The organism is Cellulophaga sp. Hel_I_12 (assembly GCF_000799565.1).
GTDB lineage: Bacteria > Bacteroidota > Bacteroidia > Flavobacteriales > Flavobacteriaceae > Cellulophaga.
The window spans coordinates 1,548,276-1,568,237 of record NZ_JUHB01000001.1 but is presented as its reverse complement, the minus strand read 5'-3'; the positions used below and the strand labels follow the sequence as shown (position 1 = coordinate 1,568,237).

Annotated in this window: 26 protein-coding genes; 22 read left to right on the top strand and 4 right to left on the bottom strand. The window is 36.2% G+C overall.

The window, feature by feature from the left end; translation table 11 throughout:
• Positions 1–16: 16 nt before the first annotated feature.
• Both GQ45_RS07160 and GQ45_RS07155 read right to left on the bottom strand, forming a co-directional pair.
• A complete protein-coding gene (locus GQ45_RS07160) occupies positions 17–802 on the bottom strand; it encodes an SDR family oxidoreductase (RefSeq protein WP_047416311.1) in 786 nt (261 codons plus the stop codon).
• A gap of 89 nt (positions 803–891) precedes the next feature.
• On the bottom strand, positions 892–1,209 hold the full coding sequence (locus GQ45_RS07155) for a cupin domain-containing protein (RefSeq protein WP_047416309.1): 318 nt from the start codon (positions 1,207–1,209) through the stop codon (positions 892–894).
• A 98-nt stretch (positions 1,210–1,307) separates the two neighbouring features.
• On the opposite strand from GQ45_RS07155, the gene murC reads away from it, so the two are divergent.
• The 7 genes from murC to GQ45_RS07120 all read left to right on the top strand — a co-directional run bounded on the left by murC (position 1,308) and on the right by GQ45_RS07120 (position 8,426).
• Entirely contained in the window at positions 1,308–2,666 is a 1,359-nt protein-coding gene (murC, locus tag GQ45_RS07150) for a UDP-N-acetylmuramate--L-alanine ligase (RefSeq protein WP_047416308.1), read from the top strand.
• Between the two features lie 129 nt (positions 2,667–2,795).
• Positions 2,796–3,494, top strand: coding sequence for a DNA repair protein RadC (gene radC / locus GQ45_RS07145; protein WP_047416306.1), 699 nt, complete (start codon positions 2,796–2,798; stop codon positions 3,492–3,494).
• Between the two features lie 89 nt (positions 3,495–3,583).
• Entirely contained in the window at positions 3,584–4,831 is a 1,248-nt protein-coding gene (locus GQ45_RS07140) for a polysaccharide deacetylase family protein (RefSeq protein WP_369798280.1), read from the top strand.
• Positions 4,824–5,513: a YjjG family noncanonical pyrimidine nucleotidase gene (locus GQ45_RS07135; RefSeq protein ID WP_047416303.1), complete on the top strand. Its 690-nt coding sequence runs from the start codon at positions 4,824–4,826 to the stop codon at positions 5,511–5,513. The genes GQ45_RS07140 and GQ45_RS07135 overlap by 8 nt, the downstream gene beginning before the upstream one ends.
• A gap of 62 nt (positions 5,514–5,575) precedes the next feature.
• On the top strand, positions 5,576–6,130 hold the full coding sequence (locus GQ45_RS07130) for a hypothetical protein (protein WP_052188148.1): 555 nt from the start codon (positions 5,576–5,578) through the stop codon (positions 6,128–6,130).
• Positions 6,127–7,575 (top strand): DUF5723 family protein, encoded by a 1,449-nt coding sequence (locus GQ45_RS07125; protein WP_047416301.1) that lies wholly within the window; start codon positions 6,127–6,129, stop codon positions 7,573–7,575. Before GQ45_RS07130 ends, GQ45_RS07125 begins: the two co-directional genes overlap by 4 nt.
• A 14-nt stretch (positions 7,576–7,589) precedes the next feature.
• The gene (locus GQ45_RS07120; protein ID WP_047416299.1) at positions 7,590–8,426 is read left to right on the top strand and encodes a hypothetical protein; all 837 of its coding nucleotides are present in this window, start codon (positions 7,590–7,592) and stop codon (positions 8,424–8,426) included.
• Here GQ45_RS07120 and GQ45_RS07115 read toward each other — a convergent pair.
• A complete protein-coding gene (locus GQ45_RS07115) occupies positions 8,423–9,700 on the bottom strand; it encodes a replication-associated recombination protein A (RefSeq protein ID WP_047416296.1) in 1,278 nt (425 codons plus the stop codon). The genes GQ45_RS07120 and GQ45_RS07115 overlap by 4 nt on opposite strands.
• Before the next feature lie 182 nt (positions 9,701–9,882).
• Between GQ45_RS07115 and GQ45_RS07110 the strand changes: the two genes are divergently transcribed.
• On the top strand, positions 9,883–10,611 hold the full coding sequence (locus GQ45_RS07110) for a rhomboid family intramembrane serine protease (RefSeq protein ID WP_047416294.1): 729 nt from the start codon (positions 9,883–9,885) through the stop codon (positions 10,609–10,611).
• Between the two features lie 57 nt (positions 10,612–10,668).
• Here the strand turns inward: GQ45_RS07110 and rlmB are convergent, their stop codons facing one another.
• Positions 10,669–11,403: a 23S rRNA (guanosine(2251)-2'-O)-methyltransferase RlmB gene (rlmB, locus tag GQ45_RS07105; RefSeq protein ID WP_047416292.1), complete on the bottom strand. Its 735-nt coding sequence runs from the start codon at positions 11,401–11,403 to the stop codon at positions 10,669–10,671.
• 331 nt (positions 11,404–11,734) lie between these two features.
• Here rlmB and rpsL point away from each other — a divergent pair, with 331 nt between their 5' ends.
• The 14 genes from rpsL to rpsQ all read left to right on the top strand — a co-directional run bounded on the left by rpsL (position 11,735) and on the right by rpsQ (position 19,960).
• The gene (gene rpsL / locus GQ45_RS07100) at positions 11,735–12,109 is read left to right on the top strand and encodes a 30S ribosomal protein S12 (RefSeq protein ID WP_013305196.1); all 375 of its coding nucleotides are present in this window, start codon (positions 11,735–11,737) and stop codon (positions 12,107–12,109) included.
• A 20-nt stretch (positions 12,110–12,129) separates the two neighbouring features.
• Complete coding sequence (gene rpsG, locus GQ45_RS07095) at positions 12,130–12,606, top strand: 30S ribosomal protein S7 (protein WP_047416287.1); 477 nt, start codon at positions 12,130–12,132, stop codon at positions 12,604–12,606.
• A 9-nt stretch (positions 12,607–12,615) separates the two neighbouring features.
• Positions 12,616–14,748: an elongation factor G gene (fusA, locus tag GQ45_RS07090; RefSeq protein WP_047416285.1), complete on the top strand. Its 2,133-nt coding sequence runs from the start codon at positions 12,616–12,618 to the stop codon at positions 14,746–14,748.
• A gap of 10 nt (positions 14,749–14,758) precedes the next feature.
• Positions 14,759–15,064, top strand: a complete 306-nt coding sequence (rpsJ, locus tag GQ45_RS07085) for a 30S ribosomal protein S10 (RefSeq protein WP_047416283.1) — start codon at positions 14,759–14,761, stop codon at positions 15,062–15,064.
• A gap of 159 nt (positions 15,065–15,223) precedes the next feature.
• Entirely contained in the window at positions 15,224–15,841 is a 618-nt protein-coding gene (gene rplC, locus GQ45_RS07080; RefSeq protein ID WP_047416281.1) for a 50S ribosomal protein L3, read from the top strand.
• The gene (gene rplD, locus GQ45_RS07075) at positions 15,841–16,473 is read left to right on the top strand and encodes a 50S ribosomal protein L4 (RefSeq protein WP_047416279.1); all 633 of its coding nucleotides are present in this window, start codon (positions 15,841–15,843) and stop codon (positions 16,471–16,473) included. The genes rplC and rplD overlap by 1 nt, the downstream gene beginning before the upstream one ends.
• A 4-nt stretch (positions 16,474–16,477) precedes the next feature.
• Complete coding sequence (rplW, locus tag GQ45_RS07070; protein WP_047416278.1) at positions 16,478–16,768, top strand: 50S ribosomal protein L23; 291 nt, start codon at positions 16,478–16,480, stop codon at positions 16,766–16,768.
• Between the two features lie 19 nt (positions 16,769–16,787).
• Positions 16,788–17,609, top strand: coding sequence for a 50S ribosomal protein L2 (rplB, locus tag GQ45_RS07065; RefSeq protein WP_047416276.1), 822 nt, complete (start codon positions 16,788–16,790; stop codon positions 17,607–17,609).
• A gap of 13 nt (positions 17,610–17,622) precedes the next feature.
• Positions 17,623–17,901: a 30S ribosomal protein S19 gene (rpsS, locus tag GQ45_RS07060; RefSeq protein WP_047416275.1), complete on the top strand. Its 279-nt coding sequence runs from the start codon at positions 17,623–17,625 to the stop codon at positions 17,899–17,901.
• A 3-nt stretch (positions 17,902–17,904) separates the two neighbouring features.
• The gene (gene rplV, locus GQ45_RS07055) at positions 17,905–18,312 is read left to right on the top strand and encodes a 50S ribosomal protein L22 (protein ID WP_047416273.1); all 408 of its coding nucleotides are present in this window, start codon (positions 17,905–17,907) and stop codon (positions 18,310–18,312) included.
• Between the two features lie 3 nt (positions 18,313–18,315).
• On the top strand, positions 18,316–19,038 hold the full coding sequence (gene rpsC / locus GQ45_RS07050) for a 30S ribosomal protein S3 (RefSeq protein ID WP_047416271.1): 723 nt from the start codon (positions 18,316–18,318) through the stop codon (positions 19,036–19,038).
• Between the two features lie 20 nt (positions 19,039–19,058).
• Positions 19,059–19,478 carry a 50S ribosomal protein L16 gene (rplP, locus tag GQ45_RS07045; protein ID WP_047416269.1) on the top strand — a complete coding sequence of 140 codons (420 nt, stop codon included), beginning with the start codon at positions 19,059–19,061 and terminating at the stop codon, positions 19,476–19,478.
• A 19-nt stretch (positions 19,479–19,497) separates the two neighbouring features.
• Complete coding sequence (gene rpmC, locus GQ45_RS07040) at positions 19,498–19,689, top strand: 50S ribosomal protein L29 (protein WP_047416267.1); 192 nt, start codon at positions 19,498–19,500, stop codon at positions 19,687–19,689.
• A 13-nt stretch (positions 19,690–19,702) separates the two neighbouring features.
• A complete protein-coding gene (rpsQ, locus tag GQ45_RS07035; protein ID WP_047416265.1) occupies positions 19,703–19,960 on the top strand; it encodes a 30S ribosomal protein S17 in 258 nt (85 codons plus the stop codon).
• Positions 19,961–19,962: the final 2 nt, after the last annotated feature.

Sequence of the window (19,962 nt, the reverse complement as noted above, 5' to 3'; positions counted from 1 at the left end):
ATCCTGCACACAATTTTTATAAAGTTTTTAAAAGTCCACCATCAATCGGGATAGAAGTTCCTGTAATATAGGCGGCATGATCCGAAGCTAAAAAAGCCACTAAATACCCATATTCTTCTGGTTTTCCAATACGTTTCAAGGCTACTTTTTCTTCCATTTCATGTCGCACTTTTGCTTCTGAAATCTGTAGTTGCTTGGCTTTGCTCGCGTTTAATTGTGCAATTCTGTTGGTGTCAAAAAAACCCGTTAATACACTATTTACGGTAATCTGATGGGGGCCAACATCACCAGCCAAAGATTTTCCCCAAGTAACCACAGCGGCTCTTATGGTATTGGATAGGGCTAAATACGATAAGGGTTCTTTTACAGAAACAGAAGCCACATTAATGATACGTCCCCATTTGTTTTTGATCATAGTTTCAAGGGCCAATTCAGTGGTAAAAACGGTATTTTTAAACAGTAAATCGAATGCCGCTTGATAATCCTCAGTATTTTTCTCTAAGGTATTTCCAGCGGCAGGTCCTTGGGTATTATTCACTAAAATATCTATAGAATTCGTTTTAAAAAAACTCGAAATTTTAGTTTTGTAATCGTCAAAATTAGTGTAGTCCACAAGGATGTATTGGTGCTTTTGTCCGTCAGTGCTAGCAAGTGTTTTTAATAGTTTTTTCAATTTATCTTCAGACCTAGAGACCAAAGTTACACTAGCGCCACATTCGGCAAGTTGAATAGCAATTGCTTTTCCGATACCATCGCTACTTCCGCCGACTAAGGCTTTTTTACCTTTTAAAGAGATGTTCATTTTTTAAAAATTATTTATATTTTTTTTAAACTCCCGGCTCCCTACGGAGAGGGGAGTTTTTAATTCCCCCTTTGGGGGTTAGGGGGCGTTTATTTATATTCCTCTCTTGTCGGACTAAAAACATCCATTAATTTACAAGGGGTGAGTGCCTTTCCGCTATGGGGCACAAAAGAACCAATCACTACTAAATCACCCGGTTCATAAATTTTGGTTACTCCGTTTAAAGTAAATTCGAACTTCCCTTCTAAAACCTGCATCACCTGCTCATTAACATGCGAATGTTCCGGCACTACGGCATCTTTTTCTACCTCCCAAAAAGCTAAGCTCATGTTTTTCGTGTGGACGAGTTTGCCGTGGTAACCAGGCATAATTTCTTGGGCAACTATTTCAGATAACTTTAAATTCATTTTGTAAATTTTCACCTAAGGTAAAAATAAAGAATGAAATAGGTTTCAATTTGAATACGACTTTTCTATTCTTATCTTTGCCGTATAATTTACGTTACATGAACATACATTTTATTGCCATTGGTGGAAGTGCTATGCACAATCTAGCCTTAGCATTAAACCATAAAGGGGATACCATCACAGGAAGCGATGACGTTATTTTTGAGCCCTCCAAAACTCGATTAGCAGAAAAAAACTTATTGCCAGAGGTGTTTGGGTGGTTTCCTGAAAAAATCACAAATGCTATAGACGTTGTTATCTTAGGAATGCACGCTAAAGCAGATAATCCAGAATTACTAAAAGCACAAGAATTAGGATTGCCCATCTATTCCTATCCAGAATTTCTATACGAGCAATCGAAAAATAAAACAAGAGTAGTGATTGGCGGGAGCCATGGGAAAACTACGATTACCTCCATGATTTTGCATGTTTTAAAATATCATGGTCGTGAGGTAGACTATATGGTTGGAGCACAATTAGATGGCTTTGAACGTATGGTGCACTTAACCGAAGAGAACGATTTTATAGTTTTAGAAGGCGACGAATATTTGTCTTCTCCTATAGACAGAAGACCAAAATTTCATTTGTACAAACCTAATATTGCCTTAATAAGCGGCATAGCTTGGGATCATATCAATGTATTTCCAAGCTTTGAAAATTACGTAGAACAGTTTCAAATTTTTGTGGATAGTATTGTAAAAGGGGGCAGTATTACCTATAACCAAGACGATGAAAATGTGTGTAAGGTAGTACAGGCTTCCGAAAATGCGATTAGAAAATTAGCCTATACAGTTCCTCAGTATAGCGTTGAAAACGGAGAAACCTTATTAGAAACTCCTGAAGGCTTAATGCCTATTGAAGTTTTTGGAGCCCATAATTTAAGCAATCTTTCCGGTGCAAAATGGATTTGCCAGAACATGGGGGTTGATGAGGATGATTTTTATGAAGCCATCGCCACCTTTAAAGGAGCATCAAAACGCTTAGAGAAAATTGCCGAAAGTGCAACTTGTGTAGTCTTTAAAGATTTTGCACACTCGCCTAGTAAAGTGGCGGCTACTACAAAAGCAGTAAAAGAACAATATCCGGAGCGTAAATTAATTGCCTTATTAGAATTACACACCTACAGCAGCTTTAATCCTGAATTTATAAAACTATACAACGGTGCTTTAAATGCAGCCGATATGCCTATTGTTTTCTATTTGCCCGAATCAGTGGCCATAAAAAAATTAGCGCCTGTTTCAGAGGCACAAATTAGAACCGCTTTTCAGCGTGAAGATTTGAATATTTTTACCACTTCAGACGAATTGCAAAAGTTTGTAAACGGCCAAAGTTTAGACCATACCGTACTTTTGTTAATGAGTTCTGGCACCTATGGAGGTTTAGATTTAAAGGCATTAAAAGAGCGTGTAGAAGCTTAAGGAGTAGGTAGTTGTACTATGCAGCAAGCAGTTTTTAGGAGTTACTGGTATAGAACTGCTCACTATAACTGTCTACCGAATACGAATTAACACATTAATTCTAAATAAATTCTTTATTATCTTTAACCAATGCAAGAAAACCAAAATTCGTTTTCCATTAAAAATTGGTCAGACGATGATAAGCCAAGAGAAAAGCTAATGCTCAAAGGTAGATCAGTGTTGTCTGATGCAGAGTTAATTGCCATTTTAATTGGTTCGGGTAACAGAAATGAAAGTGCTGTAGAACTATCCAAAAGAATTTTGGCATCTGTTGATCATAACATCAACAAATTAGGTACTTTATCGGTTCAAAAATTAATGCAGTTTAAGGGGATTGGAGAAGCTAAAGCCGTGGCTATTGCAGCAGCTTTAGAAATTGGAAGGCGGCGAAGAGGAGAAAATGTCAAAAAAATTACAAAAATCACCAGTAGCAAAAGTGTTTTTGAACTTTTACATCCTTTTTTGGGTGATTTACCTCATGAAGAGTTCTGGATTGTTTATTTGAATAATTCTAATAAAGTCTTGCAAAGCGTTCAGCAAAGTAAAGGCTCTATCACAGGAACCTTGGTAGATGTAAGGTTAATTATGAAAGAAGCCTTGGAACTAGGTGCTGTAGCCATGATTCTGGCGCATAATCATCCTTCGGGTACACTGAAGCCAAGTGAGGCTGACAAGCAAATTACAGAAAAAATTAAAAATGCTGCGACAGGATTAGATATTAAGGTTTTAGACCACCTGATTATCACACAAACTGAATATTTTAGTTTTGCAGATGACAATATACTTTAGCCAACCTAATTCCGTGATGTTCAACTTAGAATTTAAAAAATATGCTTTTAATTTATACGCATAAAATAACGCCTAGATTTAGTTTCGTAATGAAACAAATATTTCAGCGTATTTTGGGTATTGAAATTTTATTTACAGCAAAAGTAGAAGATTTTATAAAGCATTCTGGTGCTAAAATTACCTATACGAAGCTTCCGCTACAAAACGAATTTTTTGTCAGAAGTAACGATTTATTGTTTGAACAAGGAATCAATGATTTGCAGATTAAGGTGGGTGATTGGGAAGGAGTTCCCTGTTTTTTTAATGCTGGAGAACGCAGTAGTATTCCTTTTGATATTTTTTCAGCGAGTTTTTATTTATTAAGTAGGTATGAAGAATATTTACCGCATGTAAAAGATAGCCATGGTAGGTTTCCACCTACCGAAAGCCTAGCCTATAAAAATCAATTCTTAGCATTGCCTGTTGTTGATATTTGGGCTTTAAAAGTACTTAAAAAATTAAAAGAGCGTTTCCCAGACCTGCAATCCAATCCAAAGAAGTATGCCTATACTTCTATTTTGGATGTGACCGCTTCGCATTGTTATGCTCATAGAGGTTTAGTTCGTAGTTTCGCGGGTTTGTTTTTAGATTTTACTGGTTTGAGATTTAAACGCGTTGCAGAAAGAATTAACGTTTGGTTTTACCCGCAAAAAGATCCTTATAACAACTATGATTGGTTTATTGCTTCTCATAAAAAATATGATATCACTTGCTTGTATTTTTTTCAATTTGCCGCCTATTCAACCTTCGACAAAAACGTATCGACACATAACCATAAATTTATTTATCTTATCAAATCTATATCGGACTATAGCAAAGTGTCATTAAGCGCTTCGTACAGTTCCTTTGGCAATGTAAGCTTACTCAAAAAAGAAAAAAAGGCACTTTCTAATGTCATCAATAGGCCTGTAAATTCCTCTCGGATGAGATACAATAGGGTAGATATCCCCTTAACCTATAGAGATTTGGTAGCTGCAGAATTTACAGATGATTATACCATGGGATATACGCACGAATTAGGTTTTCGTGCCAGTACAGCGCATCCATTTTATTTCTATGATATTAATTTAGAAGTGCAACAGCCCATCAAAATCCACCCTTTTGCCGCTCATGATTATTCATTTTTAAAAATGAAAGATAGTCAGGAAATTCAAGAAAAATTAGCATCACTTTACGAGCAAGTTCATCAAGTTAATGGTAATTTTACCACTGTTTTTTCGAACGAATTGTTTGGAGAAGCCAACAGCGTTTCATGGAAAGAAATTTACGAACATATTTTAAAAAATTACAATGTTTAATACTAAAGTAACTGATGTTTTTTTTGATTTAGATCATACGTTGTGGGATTTTGAGAAAAATTCAGCCTTAACCTTTGAAAAAATTTTAGCTGCGAATGAGGTGAAGGTTGAGTTGGCCGATTTCCTCAAGGTGTATGTACCTAATAATTTAATTTTTTGGAAACTGTTTAGAGATGAAAAAATCAGTAAATCAGATTTGCGATACCAACGGTTAAAATTAACTTTTGATACCTTAAAAATGAAGGTGTCTGACGCCACCATCAATCGTTTGGCAGAAGAGTATATTGAAAATTTAACGAATTACAACCATCTTTTTCCTAATACCATTGAAGTTTTAAATTATTTAAAACCCAAGTACAAGATGCACATTATCACCAATGGGTTTCAAGAGATTCAAGATAAAAAAATGATCAATGCAGGTATCTTCGATTATTTTAGCATTATCATAAATGCAGAAATGGCAGGGGTAAAAAAACCGAATCCTATTATTTTTAAACTGGCACTGGAAAAGGCAAATGTACTACCAGAAAAAGCCATGATGATTGGTGATAGTTTGGAAGCAGATATTTTAGGGGCGCAGGCGATAGGCATTCACACACTACATTTTAATGCTCATCAAGAAGAAAAACACGATTTATCTATCATGATTACAGACTTAAATGAAATAAAATCGTACTTATAGAGTTATCATAGTAGAACACAGTCACCTATGGCGAACCTTAATTTTCGTCTTTATGATTTCTTATGAAAAAAATAAACCCACTTATATTTTTTTATAGTCTTTGTTTTCTTTTTTTATTTTCTTGTTCTGAACCACAAGATTTTAATCAAGCTAAAGACCTAGAAGTTATTCCAGACGTGTCGGGATCCATAGTGTATGTAGAAACTACAGAGGCGATTATTAATAGTACTTCACCGGGTACAATTACTCAAAACATTAATTTCGATGCCTTTACCTCCAGTATATTTTCCGACAAGGTAATTTCAGGGTCTGTCAAATTTCAATTAGAAAATACAACGAGTAAAAATATGCAGGTGCAAATTGATTTTCTTGATGCCTCGGGAGTCCCTTTAGATTCTTTTCAAGTCACGGCTTTAGCAGCACCGCCAGAAACCACAAGTGAGTTAGAAGTGGCATACGGGCCACCTTCTGGCCGAAACATAGCGATTATAAGAAATACGTCGAGCATTCAATTAACCTATGTGAATGCTAGCGATAATACTAGTGTTTCATCACTCTCAAACCCTAAATTAATTTTTAAGTCTAGCGCAAGCTTTAAGTTAAGATTAGTAGAATGAGGCAAACACTGAGGCTTACCATCCTTTTTATGCTATTCAGTGTAACTTGTGTAGGGCAAAACAAGCAGTTGCTTTACGATTTTAACGAGGTACCACAATCCTTGTTATTGAATCCTGGTATGGCTACTTCTTTTAAATGGTATGCAGGTATTCCTTTAATTTCGGGCATTAGTTTTCAAGCAGGAAGTAGTGGAATCACTTCAAATGACTTGTTTGCTGTTGACGGTGTAGACTTTAATACTAAATTTAGAGAAAAGGTTATTAATGGCATGAGTTTTAGAGATGAGCTCAGTGGTACGTACCAAATAGAACTAATAAATATAGGCTTTAGAAGTCGAAAAAATGACGACGTATTCTACTCTTTCGGGGCCTATAATGAAGGAGATGCTATTGGCTATTATTTTAAGGATTATGCGCAGTTAGCCTATGAAGGAAATACAAATAATTTAAATAAAAAATTTGATTTAAGTCATTTGAAAACCAGAGGAGAAATCTTGAATGTATATCATTTTGGGATCAACAAAAGAGTATCAAATCAGTTATCAGTGGGTATTCGAGCTAAACTATATGCTAGTTTTCTAAATTTTTCTTCCACAAAGAACAAAGGATATTTTTTAACTACCGAAGGTCAGAATAACCTACTCAGAACTACTTTAGACGCAGATATAGAAATTAGAACCTCAGGCATTTTTGAACTGAAAGATGTTTTAGATGACGATGCAGTAGCTAATGGTTCGGGAATTTCAAGTATTTTAACCAAAAGAGCTTTGTTAGGGGGTAATTTAGGACTAGGTTTTGATGCCGGTTTTACCTACAACTTAGACCAAAGAACAACGGTTACAGCAAGTGTATTAGATGTAGGCTTTATTTATCATACCAAAGATACGCGAACCTATTCCTTAAGGGGTACAGCAAGTACAGAAGGAATATCCTTTTTTATTCCCGCCGATTTAAATAACCCTGAGGATCAATGGCGAAATTTAGTGGATGAATTAGAAGCTTTGGTGCCTTACACGGAGTCCAGTGAAAATTACCTCACGTTTAGGCCAACAAAACTAAATGCATCGATCCGTCGTGATTTTGGCAAACAAATTGAATCTAGAGAAAATTGTTATTGTACCTCTACAGTGGGAGGTAATAATCGAGGACAGCTGTATAAAAATAGTTTTGGAGCTCATCTTTATGCCATCAACAGACCGCGTGGACCGCAAGCAGCCTTGACCGCTTTTTATCAATACAGGTTTGGAACTATAATGTCATTAAAAAGCACCTATACCGTCGATAAATTTTCTGCTACCAATATTGGATTGGGCGGAAGTATCCAGATGGGTGCTGTAAACATGTATCTTATGGCTGATAATCTTTTGAGCTACAGGAATATTGCAGATTCTCGCTACGCATCATTTCAATTTGGTTTTAATATTATATCTTGGGGCAAGAAATAATACCATACTTCTACATGAAAAAATATAGCATCTTGTTACTGCTAATTGTTACGGCAACATCTTTTGCTCAAGAACAATTGAACAACTATAAATACATTATTGTTCCTAAACAGTTCGAAACTTTTAAGGAAGAAAACCAATATCAAACAAGTACTTTGGTAAAATACGTTCTCGAGAATCAAGGCTTTAATGTCTTCTATGATGACGATTTGCCTAGTGAACTAAACGCTAATAGATGCTTAGGTCTTTTGGTAGTTTTAGTCAATAATTCGAACATGTTTACGACTAAAACAGCCATTGCTTTTAAAGATTGTCAAACGAAAATAGTATATACGACCGCTGAGGGCACAAGTAAAATTAAAGAATATAAAGGCTCTTATAATGAGGCTATTAAAAATGCCTTAAGCTCCTTAAATACTATGAATTACCAGTACACAGAACAAGCATCAAAACCAGTAGTCGTTTCTTTTCAAAACGATGTAAAAAATATAGCCCCTAAAGTTCAGAATGCTGGCTCAGAAGCAAAGTCGTCTAGTGGAGCGCTTAAAAATCGGGAGGCCGAAAATAGTGCGAGTATTGCTGAACAAATAGTAAAAGTAGTACCCCTCGAAAACACAGGCATTTCAGAAGTGGACTACTATGCGCAACCTATTGAAAACGGCTATCAACTGGTAGATAGTTCTCCAAAAATAGTAATGAAAATGTTGGCTACATCAAAATCCAATATTTTTTTGGCCGAAGAAATCAATGGCTATTCAGGGATTATTTATGCGGGTGAAAAGGGAGCATGGTTTTTTGAGTATTATGAAGATACGACACTCCTAGTGAAATCTTTAAGAATCAAATTTTAAAGATTGTACTTGCCCTTCCACCTATTTTTTAAAAACTCTTTAATAGCGTCTTCTCTCGGATTTTTATTGGGAACATAGAATGATGTGCCTGAAATTTCTTTAGGTAAAAATTCGGCTTCCACGAAATTATTTTGATAGTTGTGTGCATATTTATAGTCTGCACCATAGCCTATGTCTTTCATTAATTTAGTCGGTGCATTTCTCAAGGGCAAAGGCACTGATAAATCGCCGGTTTGTTTTACGGTGTTCAAAGCATTATTTATTGCCATATAGCTTCCATTACTTTTTGGGGAGGTCGCCAAATAAATAGCACATTGACTCAAAATAATACGCGCCTCAGGGTATCCAATGGTAGTAACAGCTTGAAAAGTGGTATTGGCCATAACTAAAGCCGTAGGGTTTGCCAGGCCAATGTCTTCAGAAGCCGCAATCAGCATTCTCCGTGCAATAAATTTCACATCCTCACCACCTTCAATGATTCTTGCTAGCCAATAGACAGCAGCGTTCGGGTCACTTCCACGAATAGATTTTATAAAAGCTGAGATAATATCGTAGTGTTGCTCACCAGTTTTATCATAGCGAACTGTGTTTTTTTGAATTTTTTGCATCACCAATTCATCCGTGATCACAATCGTATCTGAATTTTCCGAATGAATAACGAGTTCAAAAATATTTAATAGTTTTCTTCCATCGCCTCCAGACAAACGCAGTAAAGCCTCCGTTTCTTTTAGTGTTATTTTTTTTGATTTTAAAATACCGTCTTCTTTCAAAGCTCTATGGAGTAGCGCTTCTAAATCTTCTTTCCCAAATTCATTCAATATATATACTTGGCATCTAGAAAGTAGTGCAGGAATAACTTCAAAACTTGGATTTTCTGTTGTGGCACCAACGAGCGTAACCCAACCTTTTTCAACAGCCGCCAAAAGTGAATCTTGCTGCGATTTACTGAATCTATGAATTTCATCAATAAATAAAATTGGATTTTTAGAGGTAAATAAGCCGCCACTTTGCTTGGCTTTATCGATGACGTCTCGAATATCTTTAACACCACTGTTAATAGCACTTAAAGCATAGAAAGGTCTTCCACTTTCTTTAGCAATAATATGGGCTAAAGTTGTTTTACCTGTCCCTGGAGGTCCCCAAAGAATTAACGAAGGAATAATTCCTTTCTTAATTTGATGTGTTAACGAGCCATTTTCGCCAACCAAATGACTTTGACTAATATAGTCATCTAGGGTTTTTGGGCGTACTCTTTCTGCAAGTGGTTCATTCATGCCACAAAAATACAAATTATGGGTATGACAATTTAACAGGTTTGTATTTTATGGTGACGTTTTTGAGACCTATTGTAAAAAGATGTGGAGAAAATGAACTTAAATCAATTAATTCTCACGAATTTTTTTTAATTGCTAAGTAATAAACTTTTTTTAGCCGAATCCGCGTTATAGAATATAACATGTCAGAGATCACACATTTTAAGTTTTCAAATAGGGTAATTTTAGTGCCATTAGCGCTTATGCTCTTGATTTGGATTGTTTTTTTAATTGAAGTGCGTTTAGGGATGAACTTCAATACCTACGGGGTGTTGCCTAGAAAGCTCTCGGGTTTAAAAGGTATTTTATTTAGCCCTTTTATTCATGGTTCTATAGAGCATTTGTATAATAACACTATACCCTTAGTGCTCTTGTCGAGTTCGGTCTTGTATTTTTATAGAAAGGCGGCTTTTAAGATTCTTTTTTATGGGATTTTACTATCGGGAATTATAACCTGGTGTATAGGCAGAGAATCGTATCACATTGGGGCTAGTGGCTTAATTTATGTTTTGGCTAGTTTTATATTTTTCAAGGGGGTTTTTACTAAATATTACCGATTAGTGGCTCTTTCATTAATCGTTGTTTTCATCTATGGCAGTATGTTGTGGTTTATTTTTCCTATCGATACTACCATTTCATGGGAAGGGCATTTGGGAGGTTTTTTAGCAGGTCTACTATTTGCGGTACTTATCAAGGTACCTATTCCAGACCTTAAAAAATACGAATGGGAAAAAGATGATTTTAATGAAGAAGAGGATGAGTTTTTACAACACTTTGACGAACACGGTAATTTTATAGAAAAAAAGTCAGAAGAAACTTTTGAGGAACAAAGTATTACCATTAGGTATCATTACAAAGAAGAACCAAAATAGAGAATTCATTTAACGTTTAAGCCAAGCCTCTTTTATAGCAACTTTCGACATTCTGACTTACCGCCTTTGCCTCACAACTTCATATAAGAATACGCCACAGGCTACAGAAACGTTAAGAGACCCTATTTCGCCTAGTAAGGGCAGTTTAGCTTTGTCATCTACGATTTTTAAAATAGAAGGAGAAATCCCCAGATCTTCAGACCCCATGATGATAGCACATGATTCTTTAAAATTTACATCATAAAGACTAGTTTCTGTTTTTTCGGTGGCAGCGATAACTTTTATATCAGAAGCTTGTAAATAAAAAACAGCATCTTTTATGTGATCTACTTTGGCAATTGGAATTTTAAATGCAGCGCCTGCTGAGGTCTTTATCGTATCGGCAGTAACAGGTGCAGCACCTTTTTTCTGGATGATAATTCCGTCGACACCAGTGCATTCTGCGGTTCGGATAATAGCACCAAAATTACGAACGTCAGAAAGCTGATCTAATAATAAAAATAGGGGAGCTTCTTTGGTCGCTTTAACTTTCTCGACTAAATTTTCAAGTTCGTAAAACGTGATAGGCGATATATTAGCTACCGCACCTTGATGATTGCCTTTGGTAAGTCGGTTTAACTTTTCAATCGGCACGTACGATGAATTAATTCCGTTTTTACGGATCGAAGTTTCGAGCTCTTTAAATAAATCGCCTTTTAAGCCTTTTTGAATAAATACCTTATCAATGGGCTTATCTGCTTTAATCGCTTCTAAAATAGCCCTTATACCGTAAATTTGAGTGTTGCTTTCCATCACTGCAAATATATGTTAAATCAAAATTTTTAGTAGGTTTCAAATTATATTTCTAAAGAAAATTTAAAAAAAACAAAAACGGGAAATTATTTTTCTTAAAAATTCGACTTAGGTAGATTTTTGCTTGTTTTTACCGCTGATGACGAATTGTGTTTTCGGGAAGGCAAAAAAGCTCATTTTTGGGAAATAAGAACGCAATAATTATTTCTTGTAAATTCATGATCAAAAAAATAATTCAAAATAAATTACTCTAAGTTTGAATTATCACGAAATATTACTACATTTGCCGACCCTTAAAAAAGGGTAAATTATATATAGATACAATTATAGTATGCCAACAATTTCACAATTAGTACGAAAAGGAAGGGCCACGATTACTAAGAAGAGTAAATCGGCTGCTTTAGATTCGTGTCCTCAAAGAAGAGGGGTTTGTACTCGTGTTTACACAACTACACCAAAGAAACCAAATTCTGCAATGCGTAAAGTTGCAAGGGTTAGGTTAACAAATGGTAAGGAAGTAAACGCATACATCCCAGGTGAGGGTCACAATTTACAAGAGCACTCGATAGTATTAGTAAGGGGCGGAAGAGTTAAGGATTTACCAGGTGTTAGGTATCATATCGTTAGAGGTGCTTTAGATACAGCAGGTGTTGCTGGAAGAACCCAACGTAGATCTAAGTATGGTGCTAAAAGACCTAAGAAGTAATCAAACTTTAAACAGAAGCAATGAGAAAAAAACAGGCTAAAAAGAGACCTCTTTTGCCAGATCCAAGATTTAACGACCAGTTAGTAACTCGTTTCGTTAATATGATGATGTGGGATGGTAAAAAGTCAATAGCATACAAAGTATTTTATGATGCGATTGATATCGTAGCAGAAAAGAAAACGGACGAAGAAAAAACGGCTTTAGAAATATGGAAAGATGCTCTTTCTAATGTTATGCCGCATGTAGAGGTTAGAAGTAGAAGAGTTGGTGGGGCTACCTTTCAAATTCCGATGCAGATTAGACCGGACAGAAAAATTTCAACAGCAATGAAGTGGTTAATTAGTTACTCTCGTAAAAGAAACGAGAAAGCTATGTCACAAAAGTTAGCTGGGGAGATATTAGCAGCAGCCAAAGAAGAAGGTGCTGCGGTTAAGAAAAGAACAGATACTCACAAAATGGCAGAAGCCAATAAGGCTTTCTCTCACTTTAGATTTTAATTATCAGACATGTCAAGAGATTTAAAATTTACTAGAAATATAGGTATTGCTGCTCATATTGATGCCGGAAAAACGACGACTACTGAACGTATTTTATTTTACACAGGGGTAAGTCATAAAATCGGAGAGGTTCATGATGGTGCTGCAACTATGGACTGGATGGAGCAGGAGCAAGAGCGTGGTATTACTATTACTTCGGCTGCTACCACGTGTACATGGGTTTTTCCTAAAGAAAATGCACTACCAACAGCAGAAGCAAAAGACTACCATTTTAATATTATTGATACTCCGGGCCACGTAGATTTTACGGTTGAAGTAAACCGTTCGCTTCGTATCTTGGATGGTTTAGTGTTCTTGTTTAGTGCAGTGGATGGCGTTGAGCCACAATCTGAAACTAACTGGAGACTTGCTGATAATTATAAAGTTCCAAGATTAGGCTTTGTGAACAAGATGGATAGACAAGGGTCTAACTTTCTTGAAGTTTGTAAGCAGATCAGAGAAATGTTAAAATCAAACGCAGTTCCAATTGTATTGCCAATAGGTGATGAAGCTGATTTCAGAGGAATTGTTGATTTGGTAAAAAACAGAGCTATAGTTTGGCATGAAGATAACTTCGGAGCAACTTTTGATGTTGTGGATATTCCTGAAGAAATGAAGGCTGAAGTTAAAGAATACAGAGCTAACCTTATTGAGGCAGTAGCCGAGTATGACGAAAGCTTGATGGAAAAATTCTTCGAGGATGAAAATTCTATTACAGAAGAAGAGGTTCACGCAGCTTTAAGAGCGGCAGTTATGGATATGAGTATCATACCAATGATTTGTGGATCTTCGTTTAAAAATAAAGGGGTTCAGTTTTTATTGGATGCGGTTTGTCGTTATTTACCTTCTCCGTTAGATAGAGAGAGTGTTATCGGGGTGAATCCAGATACTGATAAAGAAGAACGTCGTAAGCCAGATGTTAAGGAGCCATTTGCGGCTTTGGCTTTTAAAATTGCTACGGATCCTTTTGTAGGTCGTTTGGCATTTTTTAGAGCGTATTCTGGGCGTTTAGACGCTGGTTCTTACGTATTAAATAATCGTTCTGGTAATAAAGAACGTATTTCAAGAATTTATCAAATGCATGCGAATAAGCAAAATGCAATTGATTTTATTGAAGCAGGAGATATTGGTGCAGCTGTTGGTTTTAAAGATATTAAAACAGGCGATACTTTATCTGCAGAAAAGCATCCTATTGTATTGGAAAGTATGAATTTTCCTGATCCAGTAATTGGTATTGCAGTAGAGCCAAAAACAAAGGCTGACGTAGATAAGTTAGGTATGGCTTTGTCTAAGTTAGCGGAAGAAGATCCGACATTCACAGCAAGAACTGATGAAGCCTCTGGGCAGACCATTATTTCTGGAATGGGAGAACTTCACTTGGATATTATTGTAGATCGTTTAAGACGTGAATTTAAAGTTGAAGTAAATCAAGGGCAGCCTCAGGTTGAATACAAAGAAGCTTTAACTAAAAATGCTGGCCATAGAGAAACCTATAAAAAGCAATCTGGTGGTCGTGGTAAGTTTGGTGACATCGTATTTGAGATGGGACCTGCTGATGCTGATTTTGTTGGAGAAGGCTTACAATTTGTGGATCAAATTAAAGGGGGTCGTATTCCAAAAGAATTCATTCCATCGGTACAGAAAGGTTTTGCAGCCGCAATGAAGGCTGGTCCTTTAGCTGGTTATGAAATGGATACCATGAAGGTAGTTTTAACAGATGGTTCATTCCACCCTGTCGATTCTGATGCACTTTCTTTTGAGTTAGCAGCTAAAATGGGATACAAAGCCGCAGGTAAAGCTGCTGGTGCTGTGATCATGGAGCCTATAATGAAGATTGAGGTATTGACACCTGAAGAAAATATGGGTGATATTGTTGGAGATTTAAACCGAAGAAGAGGTTTGATCAATAGCATGGGTGATAGAGCAGGAGCGAAAGTTCTTAAAGGTGAAGTGCCATTATCAGAAATGTTTGGTTATGTTACAGCATTAAGAACCATGTCATCTGGTAGAGCAACATCAACTATGGAATTTTCACATTATGCGGAGACACCTTCAAATATATCTGAAGAAGTTATCAAAGCAGCAAAAGGAATAACCGCTTAATTTTAGGAAAATGAGTCAAAAAATTAGAATAAAACTAAAATCATACGATTATAATTTAGTGGATAAATCTGCTGAAAAAATTGTAAAGACCGTAAAAACTACGGGCGCTGTGGTAACTGGTCCAATTCCATTACCAACACATAAAAAGATATTTACGGTATTGCGTTCACCGCACGTAAATAAAAAGTCAAGAGAGCAGTTTGAGTTAAACTCTTACAAGAGACTTTTAGATATCTACAGTTCTTCCTCTAAAACTATCGATGCGCTCATGAAATTAGAGCTGCCAAGTGGTGTAGAGGTTGAAATAAAGGTATAATTCAGAATTCTTAATTCAGAAATCTGAATTAGTTAAAATGTCCTGAGCTGCGTGCAAGGGAAAAACGGAAAAAATAAAATCAGGGTCGATTTATTTTTGACCCTTATTTTTTGCCAAATAAAAAAAGAGTATAAACAAGTAATGTTAATTTAATTAAATATGTCTGGGTTAATAGGAAAAAAAGTAGGCATGACTAGTATTTTCGATGAAAACGGGAAAAATATTCCTTGTACAGTAATCGAAGTAGGTCCATGTGTAGTTACCCAAGTCAGAACCTTAGAGGTAGACGGGTACAGTGCCCTTCAGCTTGGTTTCGATGACAAGGCAGAAAAACGTGCTAACAAGGCCGAAACAGGTCATTTTAAAAAAGCAGGTGTTTCTCCAAAGAAAAAAGTCATTGAATTTCGAGATTTTGAAGGAAGCTATAAATTAGGAGACACCATTGGTGCAGATCTTTTTGTAGAAGGTGAATTTGTAGATGCTATTGGCACTTCAAAAGGTAAAGGTTTTCAAGGTGTTGTGAAACGCCATAGCTTTGCTGGGGTTGGTCAAGCAACGCACGGTCAGCATAATAGACTAAGAGCACCAGGTTCTGTAGGAGCAGCTTCTTATCCAGCTCGTGTTTTTAAAGGCATTAAAATGGCCGGTAGAATGGGTGGAGATAAGGTAACTGTTCAAAACCTTAAAGTTTTAAAAGTTGTTCCAGAAAAGAACCTTGTAGTGTTAAAAGGTTGTGTACCTGGTCATAAGAACGCTTACGTAACTATTGAGAAGTAATGAAGGTAGCAGTTTTAGATATCAAAGGAAAAGAAACAGGTAGAAATATAGAACTTTCTGACGCTGTATTCGGTATAGAACCAAATAAACATGCAGTTTATTTAGATGTGAAACAATATTTAGCACATCAAAGACAAGGTACACACAAGACCAAAGAAAGAGCTGAAATAGCAGGTAGTACCAGAAAAATTAAAAAGCAAAAAGGTACAGGTACCGCTCGTGCGGGTAGTATTAAGTCTCCAGTTTTTAGAGGTGGTGGACGTATATTTGGACCAAGACCTAAAGATTATAAGCAAAAATTAAATAAAAACGTTAAGCGTTTAGCTAGAAAATCTGCCTTTAGTATTAAGTCTAATGAAAAGGCAATTTTGGTAGTAGAAGATTTTAATTTTGAGGCTCCAAAAACCAAAGATTTTATTGCAATTTTAAAGTCATTAGGATTAGAAAATAAAAAATCTTTATTTGTGTTGGGTGATTCAAATAATAATGTATATTTGTCGTCACGCAATTTAAAGGGGTCTGAAGTTCTAACTAGTTCAGATTTAAGCACTTATAAAATTTTAAATGCTAACAATATTGTGCTTCTAGAGAGTTCTCTAGAAGGAATTGAAGCTAACTTAACAAAACAGTAGAGTCATGAGTGTGTTAATTAAGCCTATTATTACTGAGAAAATGACTGCAGATAGCGAGTTGCATAATCGTTACGGTTTTATTGTAAACCCGAAAGCAAATAAGCTACAGATCAAGGAAGCAGTTGAGGCAACTTATGGAGTTTCAGTGAATAAAGTGAGAACTATGAATTATGGTCCTTCAAGAAAAACTCGTTACACGAAGACGGGTGTTCAGCACGGGAAGACAAATGCGTTTAAAAAGGCAATTGTTGATGTGAAAGAAGGAGATATGATTGATTATTACAGTAATCTATAATAAAGACTAAAGACAAAAAATGTCAGTTAGAAAATTAAAACCAATCACTCCAGGACAGCGTTTTAGAGTAGTAAACGGATTCGACGCGATTACTACTGATAAGCCGGAGAAGAGCTTACTCGCTCCGTTAAAAAAGTCCGGAGGTAGAAACAGTCAGGGAAAAATGACTATCCGTCAAAAGGGTGGAGGTCATAAGAGAAGGTATCGTGTAATCGATTTTAAAAGAGACAAGCAAGGTGCTGCTGTTGTAGAATCTATTCAATACGATCCAAATAGATCAGCTTTTATTGCGCTAGTAGCGTATGCTGATGGAGAGAAAAGGTATGTTGTAGCACAGAACGGATTACAGGTAGGGCAAGAGGTTTCGGCAAGCGAAACGGCCTCACCAGAAATCGGAAATGCGCTTCCATTAAGTGTAATACCTTTAGGAACAATTATTTCTTGTATAGAATTACGTCCTGGACAAGGTGCTGTTATGGCGAGAAGTGCCGGAACGTTTGCACAGTTAGTAGCAAGGGATGGTAAATTTGTGACCATAAAGCTTCCTTCAGGGGAAATTAGATTGGTGCTATCAACATGTATGGCAACTATTGGAGCTGTTTCAAATTCTGATCACCAGTTATTAGTTTCTGGAAAAGCAGGTAGAAGCAGATGGTTAGGAAGAAGACCAAGAACAAGACCGGTAGCAATGAACCCTGTCGATCACCCAATGGGTGGTGGTGAAGGTAGAGCGTCAGGTGGTCATCCAAGATCTAGAAACGGTATTCCTGCTAAAGGATATAGAACTCGTTCGAAGACCAAGGCTACAAATAGATATATAATAGAACGTAGAAAGAAATAAAAAGTAGAAAAAAATGGCACGTTCACTAAAAAAAGGACCTTACGTTCACTTTAGTTTAGACAAAAAAGTTCAACAGAATATTGATTCTGGTAAAAAGCCTGTTATAAAAACATGGTCTAGAGCTTCAATGATAACACCAGATTTTGTTGGTCAAACTATCGCTGTACACAATGGAAGACAATTTGTACCTGTTTATGTTACTGAAAACATGGTAGGTCATAAGTTAGGAGAATTTTCACCGACAAGATCTTTTAGAGGTCACGGAGGTTCGAAAAATAAAGGTAAAAAGTAAGCTATGGGAGTTCGTAAAAAACAAATGGCCGAAAGAATTAAGGCAGAGAAAAAACAAGTTGCTTTCGCAAAATTAAATAATTGTCCAACCTCACCAAGAAAGATGCGTTTAGTAGCTGATTTGGTAAGAGGGGTACAAGTTGAAAAAGCTTTAGCAATTTTGAAGTTCAATTCTAAGGAGGCTTCTCGTAAGTTAGAGAAATTGCTTTTATCGGCAATTGCTAACTGGCAAGCAAAAAACGAGGATGCAAGTATTGAAGACGCTGATCTTTTTATCAAGGAAATTAGAGTTGATGGTGGCGCTATGTTGAAAAGACTTAGACCGGCACCTCAAGGTAGAGCACACAGAATTAGAAAACGTTCCAATCATGTTACACTAGTATTGGATTCTAACAATAATGTACAAAGCTAGAGTATGGGACAGAAGACAAATCCAATCGGAATTCGTTTAGGTATCATTAGAGGATGGGAATCTAACTGGTATGGTGGAAATGATTACGGTGATAAATTAGCCGAAGATAGTAAAATAAGAAAATACGTTCATGCACGTTTAGCGAAGGCTAGTGTGTCAAGAGTAATCATTGAACGTACTTTAAAACTTATAACTATTACAATAACTACAGCAAGACCAGGTATCATCATAGGTAAAGGTGGCCAGGAAGTTGATAAGTTAAAAGAAGAATTAAAAAAGATTACAGATAAAGAAGTTCAGATCAATATATTTGAAATCAAGAGGCCAGAATTGGATGCTAATTTAGTAGCGGCCAGTATAGCGAGACAGATTGAAAATAGAATTTCTTTTAGACGTGCTATTAAAATGGCTATTGCCGCTGCAATGCGTATGAATGCAGAAGGTATTAAAGTTCAAATTTCTGGTCGTTTAAATGGAGCTGAAATGGCTCGTTCTGAATCTTATAAAGATGGTAGAATTCCATTATCAACCTTTAGAGCAGATATAGACTACGCTTTAGAAGAAGCACATACTACTTATGGAAGATTAGGTATAAAAGTGTGGATCATGAAAGGTGAAGTTTATGGAAAGAGAGATCTTTCGCCTTTAGTGGGGATGGAAAAGAGTCAAGGAACAAAGGGTCCAGGAAAACAAGATGGTAACAAGAAGCCACGTCGTAGAAAGTAATTTTTTAAAGAAGTAAAAGAATGTTACAACCAAAAAGAACCAAGTTTCGCAAGACACAGAAGGGTAGGATGAAAGGGATCTCAGGAAGGGGTCATCAGCTTTCAAATGGTATGTTCGGTATAAAATCTTTGGAGACAAGTTTTATTACATCTCGACAAATAGAGGCTGCGCGTATCGCTGCAACTAGATTTATGAAAAGAGAGGGTCAAATGTGGATTAAGATTTTTCCAGATAAACCTATTACTAAAAAGCCTTTAGAGGTTCGTATGGGTAAAGGTAAAGGTGCTCCTGAATATTTTGTTGCCGTGGTTTTACCAGGTAGAATTATGTTCGAAATCGCTGGGGTATCTCAAGAGATTGCAAAAGAGGCTTTACGTCTTGCAGCACAGAAATTACCTGTGAAAACAAAATTTATTGTTGCTAGAGATTATTCAGCTTAATTTTTAATTGTAAAGAATCATGAAACAATCAGAAGTAAAAGAATTATCTGTTGACGATCTAGGTTTAAAGTTAGTAGAGGCAAAAAAGCAGCATGCAGACTTAAAAATGGCACATAGTGTTACGCCTTTAGAGAACCCACTTCAAATTAGAAGAGCGAGAAGAATAGTAGCTAGATTAGCGACAGAATTAACTAAAAGGGAAAACCAATAACTGGTTCTGCTTTATGGAAAAAAGAAACTTAAGAAAAGAGAGAGTAGGCGTTGTAACTAGCAACAAAATGGAGAAATCAATTGTGATTTCAGAAGTGAAGCGAGTTAAACACCCTATGTACGGAAAGTTCGTATTAAGAACGAAAAAATATGTTGCACACGATGAGAAAAACGATTGCAATATTGGTGATACTGTAAAGATCATGGAAACACGTCCTTTAAGTAAAACTAAATGTTGGAGATTAGTTGAAATCATTGAAAGAGCTAAATAATT

What these genes read in the sequence shown, in the direction of transcription:
- GQ45_RS07160 (WP_047416311.1), bottom strand. Translation starts at nt 802, where the DNA reads ATGAACATCTCTTTAAAAGGTAAAAAAGCCTTAGTCGGCGGAAGTAGC.
- GQ45_RS07155 (WP_047416309.1), bottom strand. Translation starts at nt 1,209, where the DNA reads ATGAATTTAAAGTTATCTGAAATAGTTGCCCAAGAAATTATGCCTGGT.
- murC (WP_047416308.1), top strand. Translation starts at nt 1,308, where the DNA reads ATGAACATACATTTTATTGCCATTGGTGGAAGTGCTATGCACAATCTA.
- radC (WP_047416306.1), top strand. Translation starts at nt 2,796, where the DNA reads ATGCAAGAAAACCAAAATTCGTTTTCCATTAAAAATTGGTCAGACGAT.
- GQ45_RS07140 (WP_369798280.1), top strand. Translation starts at nt 3,584, where the DNA reads ATGAAACAAATATTTCAGCGTATTTTGGGTATTGAAATTTTATTTACA.
- GQ45_RS07135 (WP_047416303.1), top strand. Translation starts at nt 4,824, where the DNA reads ATGTTTAATACTAAAGTAACTGATGTTTTTTTTGATTTAGATCATACG.
- GQ45_RS07130 (WP_052188148.1), top strand. Translation starts at nt 5,576, where the DNA reads ATGAAAAAAATAAACCCACTTATATTTTTTTATAGTCTTTGTTTTCTT.
- GQ45_RS07125 (WP_047416301.1), top strand. Translation starts at nt 6,127, where the DNA reads ATGAGGCAAACACTGAGGCTTACCATCCTTTTTATGCTATTCAGTGTA.
- GQ45_RS07120 (WP_047416299.1), top strand. Translation starts at nt 7,590, where the DNA reads ATGAAAAAATATAGCATCTTGTTACTGCTAATTGTTACGGCAACATCT.
- GQ45_RS07115 (WP_047416296.1), bottom strand. Translation starts at nt 9,700, where the DNA reads ATGAATGAACCACTTGCAGAAAGAGTACGCCCAAAAACCCTAGATGAC.
- GQ45_RS07110 (WP_047416294.1), top strand. Translation starts at nt 9,883, where the DNA reads ATGTCAGAGATCACACATTTTAAGTTTTCAAATAGGGTAATTTTAGTG.
- rlmB (WP_047416292.1), bottom strand. Translation starts at nt 11,403, where the DNA reads ATGGAAAGCAACACTCAAATTTACGGTATAAGGGCTATTTTAGAAGCG.
- rpsL (WP_013305196.1), top strand. Translation starts at nt 11,735, where the DNA reads ATGCCAACAATTTCACAATTAGTACGAAAAGGAAGGGCCACGATTACT.
- rpsG (WP_047416287.1), top strand. Translation starts at nt 12,130, where the DNA reads ATGAGAAAAAAACAGGCTAAAAAGAGACCTCTTTTGCCAGATCCAAGA.
- fusA (WP_047416285.1), top strand. Translation starts at nt 12,616, where the DNA reads ATGTCAAGAGATTTAAAATTTACTAGAAATATAGGTATTGCTGCTCAT.
- rpsJ (WP_047416283.1), top strand. Translation starts at nt 14,759, where the DNA reads ATGAGTCAAAAAATTAGAATAAAACTAAAATCATACGATTATAATTTA.
- rplC (WP_047416281.1), top strand. Translation starts at nt 15,224, where the DNA reads ATGTCTGGGTTAATAGGAAAAAAAGTAGGCATGACTAGTATTTTCGAT.
- rplD (WP_047416279.1), top strand. Translation starts at nt 15,841, where the DNA reads ATGAAGGTAGCAGTTTTAGATATCAAAGGAAAAGAAACAGGTAGAAAT.
- rplW (WP_047416278.1), top strand. Translation starts at nt 16,478, where the DNA reads ATGAGTGTGTTAATTAAGCCTATTATTACTGAGAAAATGACTGCAGAT.
- rplB (WP_047416276.1), top strand. Translation starts at nt 16,788, where the DNA reads ATGTCAGTTAGAAAATTAAAACCAATCACTCCAGGACAGCGTTTTAGA.
- rpsS (WP_047416275.1), top strand. Translation starts at nt 17,623, where the DNA reads ATGGCACGTTCACTAAAAAAAGGACCTTACGTTCACTTTAGTTTAGAC.
- rplV (WP_047416273.1), top strand. Translation starts at nt 17,905, where the DNA reads ATGGGAGTTCGTAAAAAACAAATGGCCGAAAGAATTAAGGCAGAGAAA.
- rpsC (WP_047416271.1), top strand. Translation starts at nt 18,316, where the DNA reads ATGGGACAGAAGACAAATCCAATCGGAATTCGTTTAGGTATCATTAGA.
- rplP (WP_047416269.1), top strand. Translation starts at nt 19,059, where the DNA reads ATGTTACAACCAAAAAGAACCAAGTTTCGCAAGACACAGAAGGGTAGG.
- rpmC (WP_047416267.1), top strand. Translation starts at nt 19,498, where the DNA reads ATGAAACAATCAGAAGTAAAAGAATTATCTGTTGACGATCTAGGTTTA.
- rpsQ (WP_047416265.1), top strand. Translation starts at nt 19,703, where the DNA reads ATGGAAAAAAGAAACTTAAGAAAAGAGAGAGTAGGCGTTGTAACTAGC.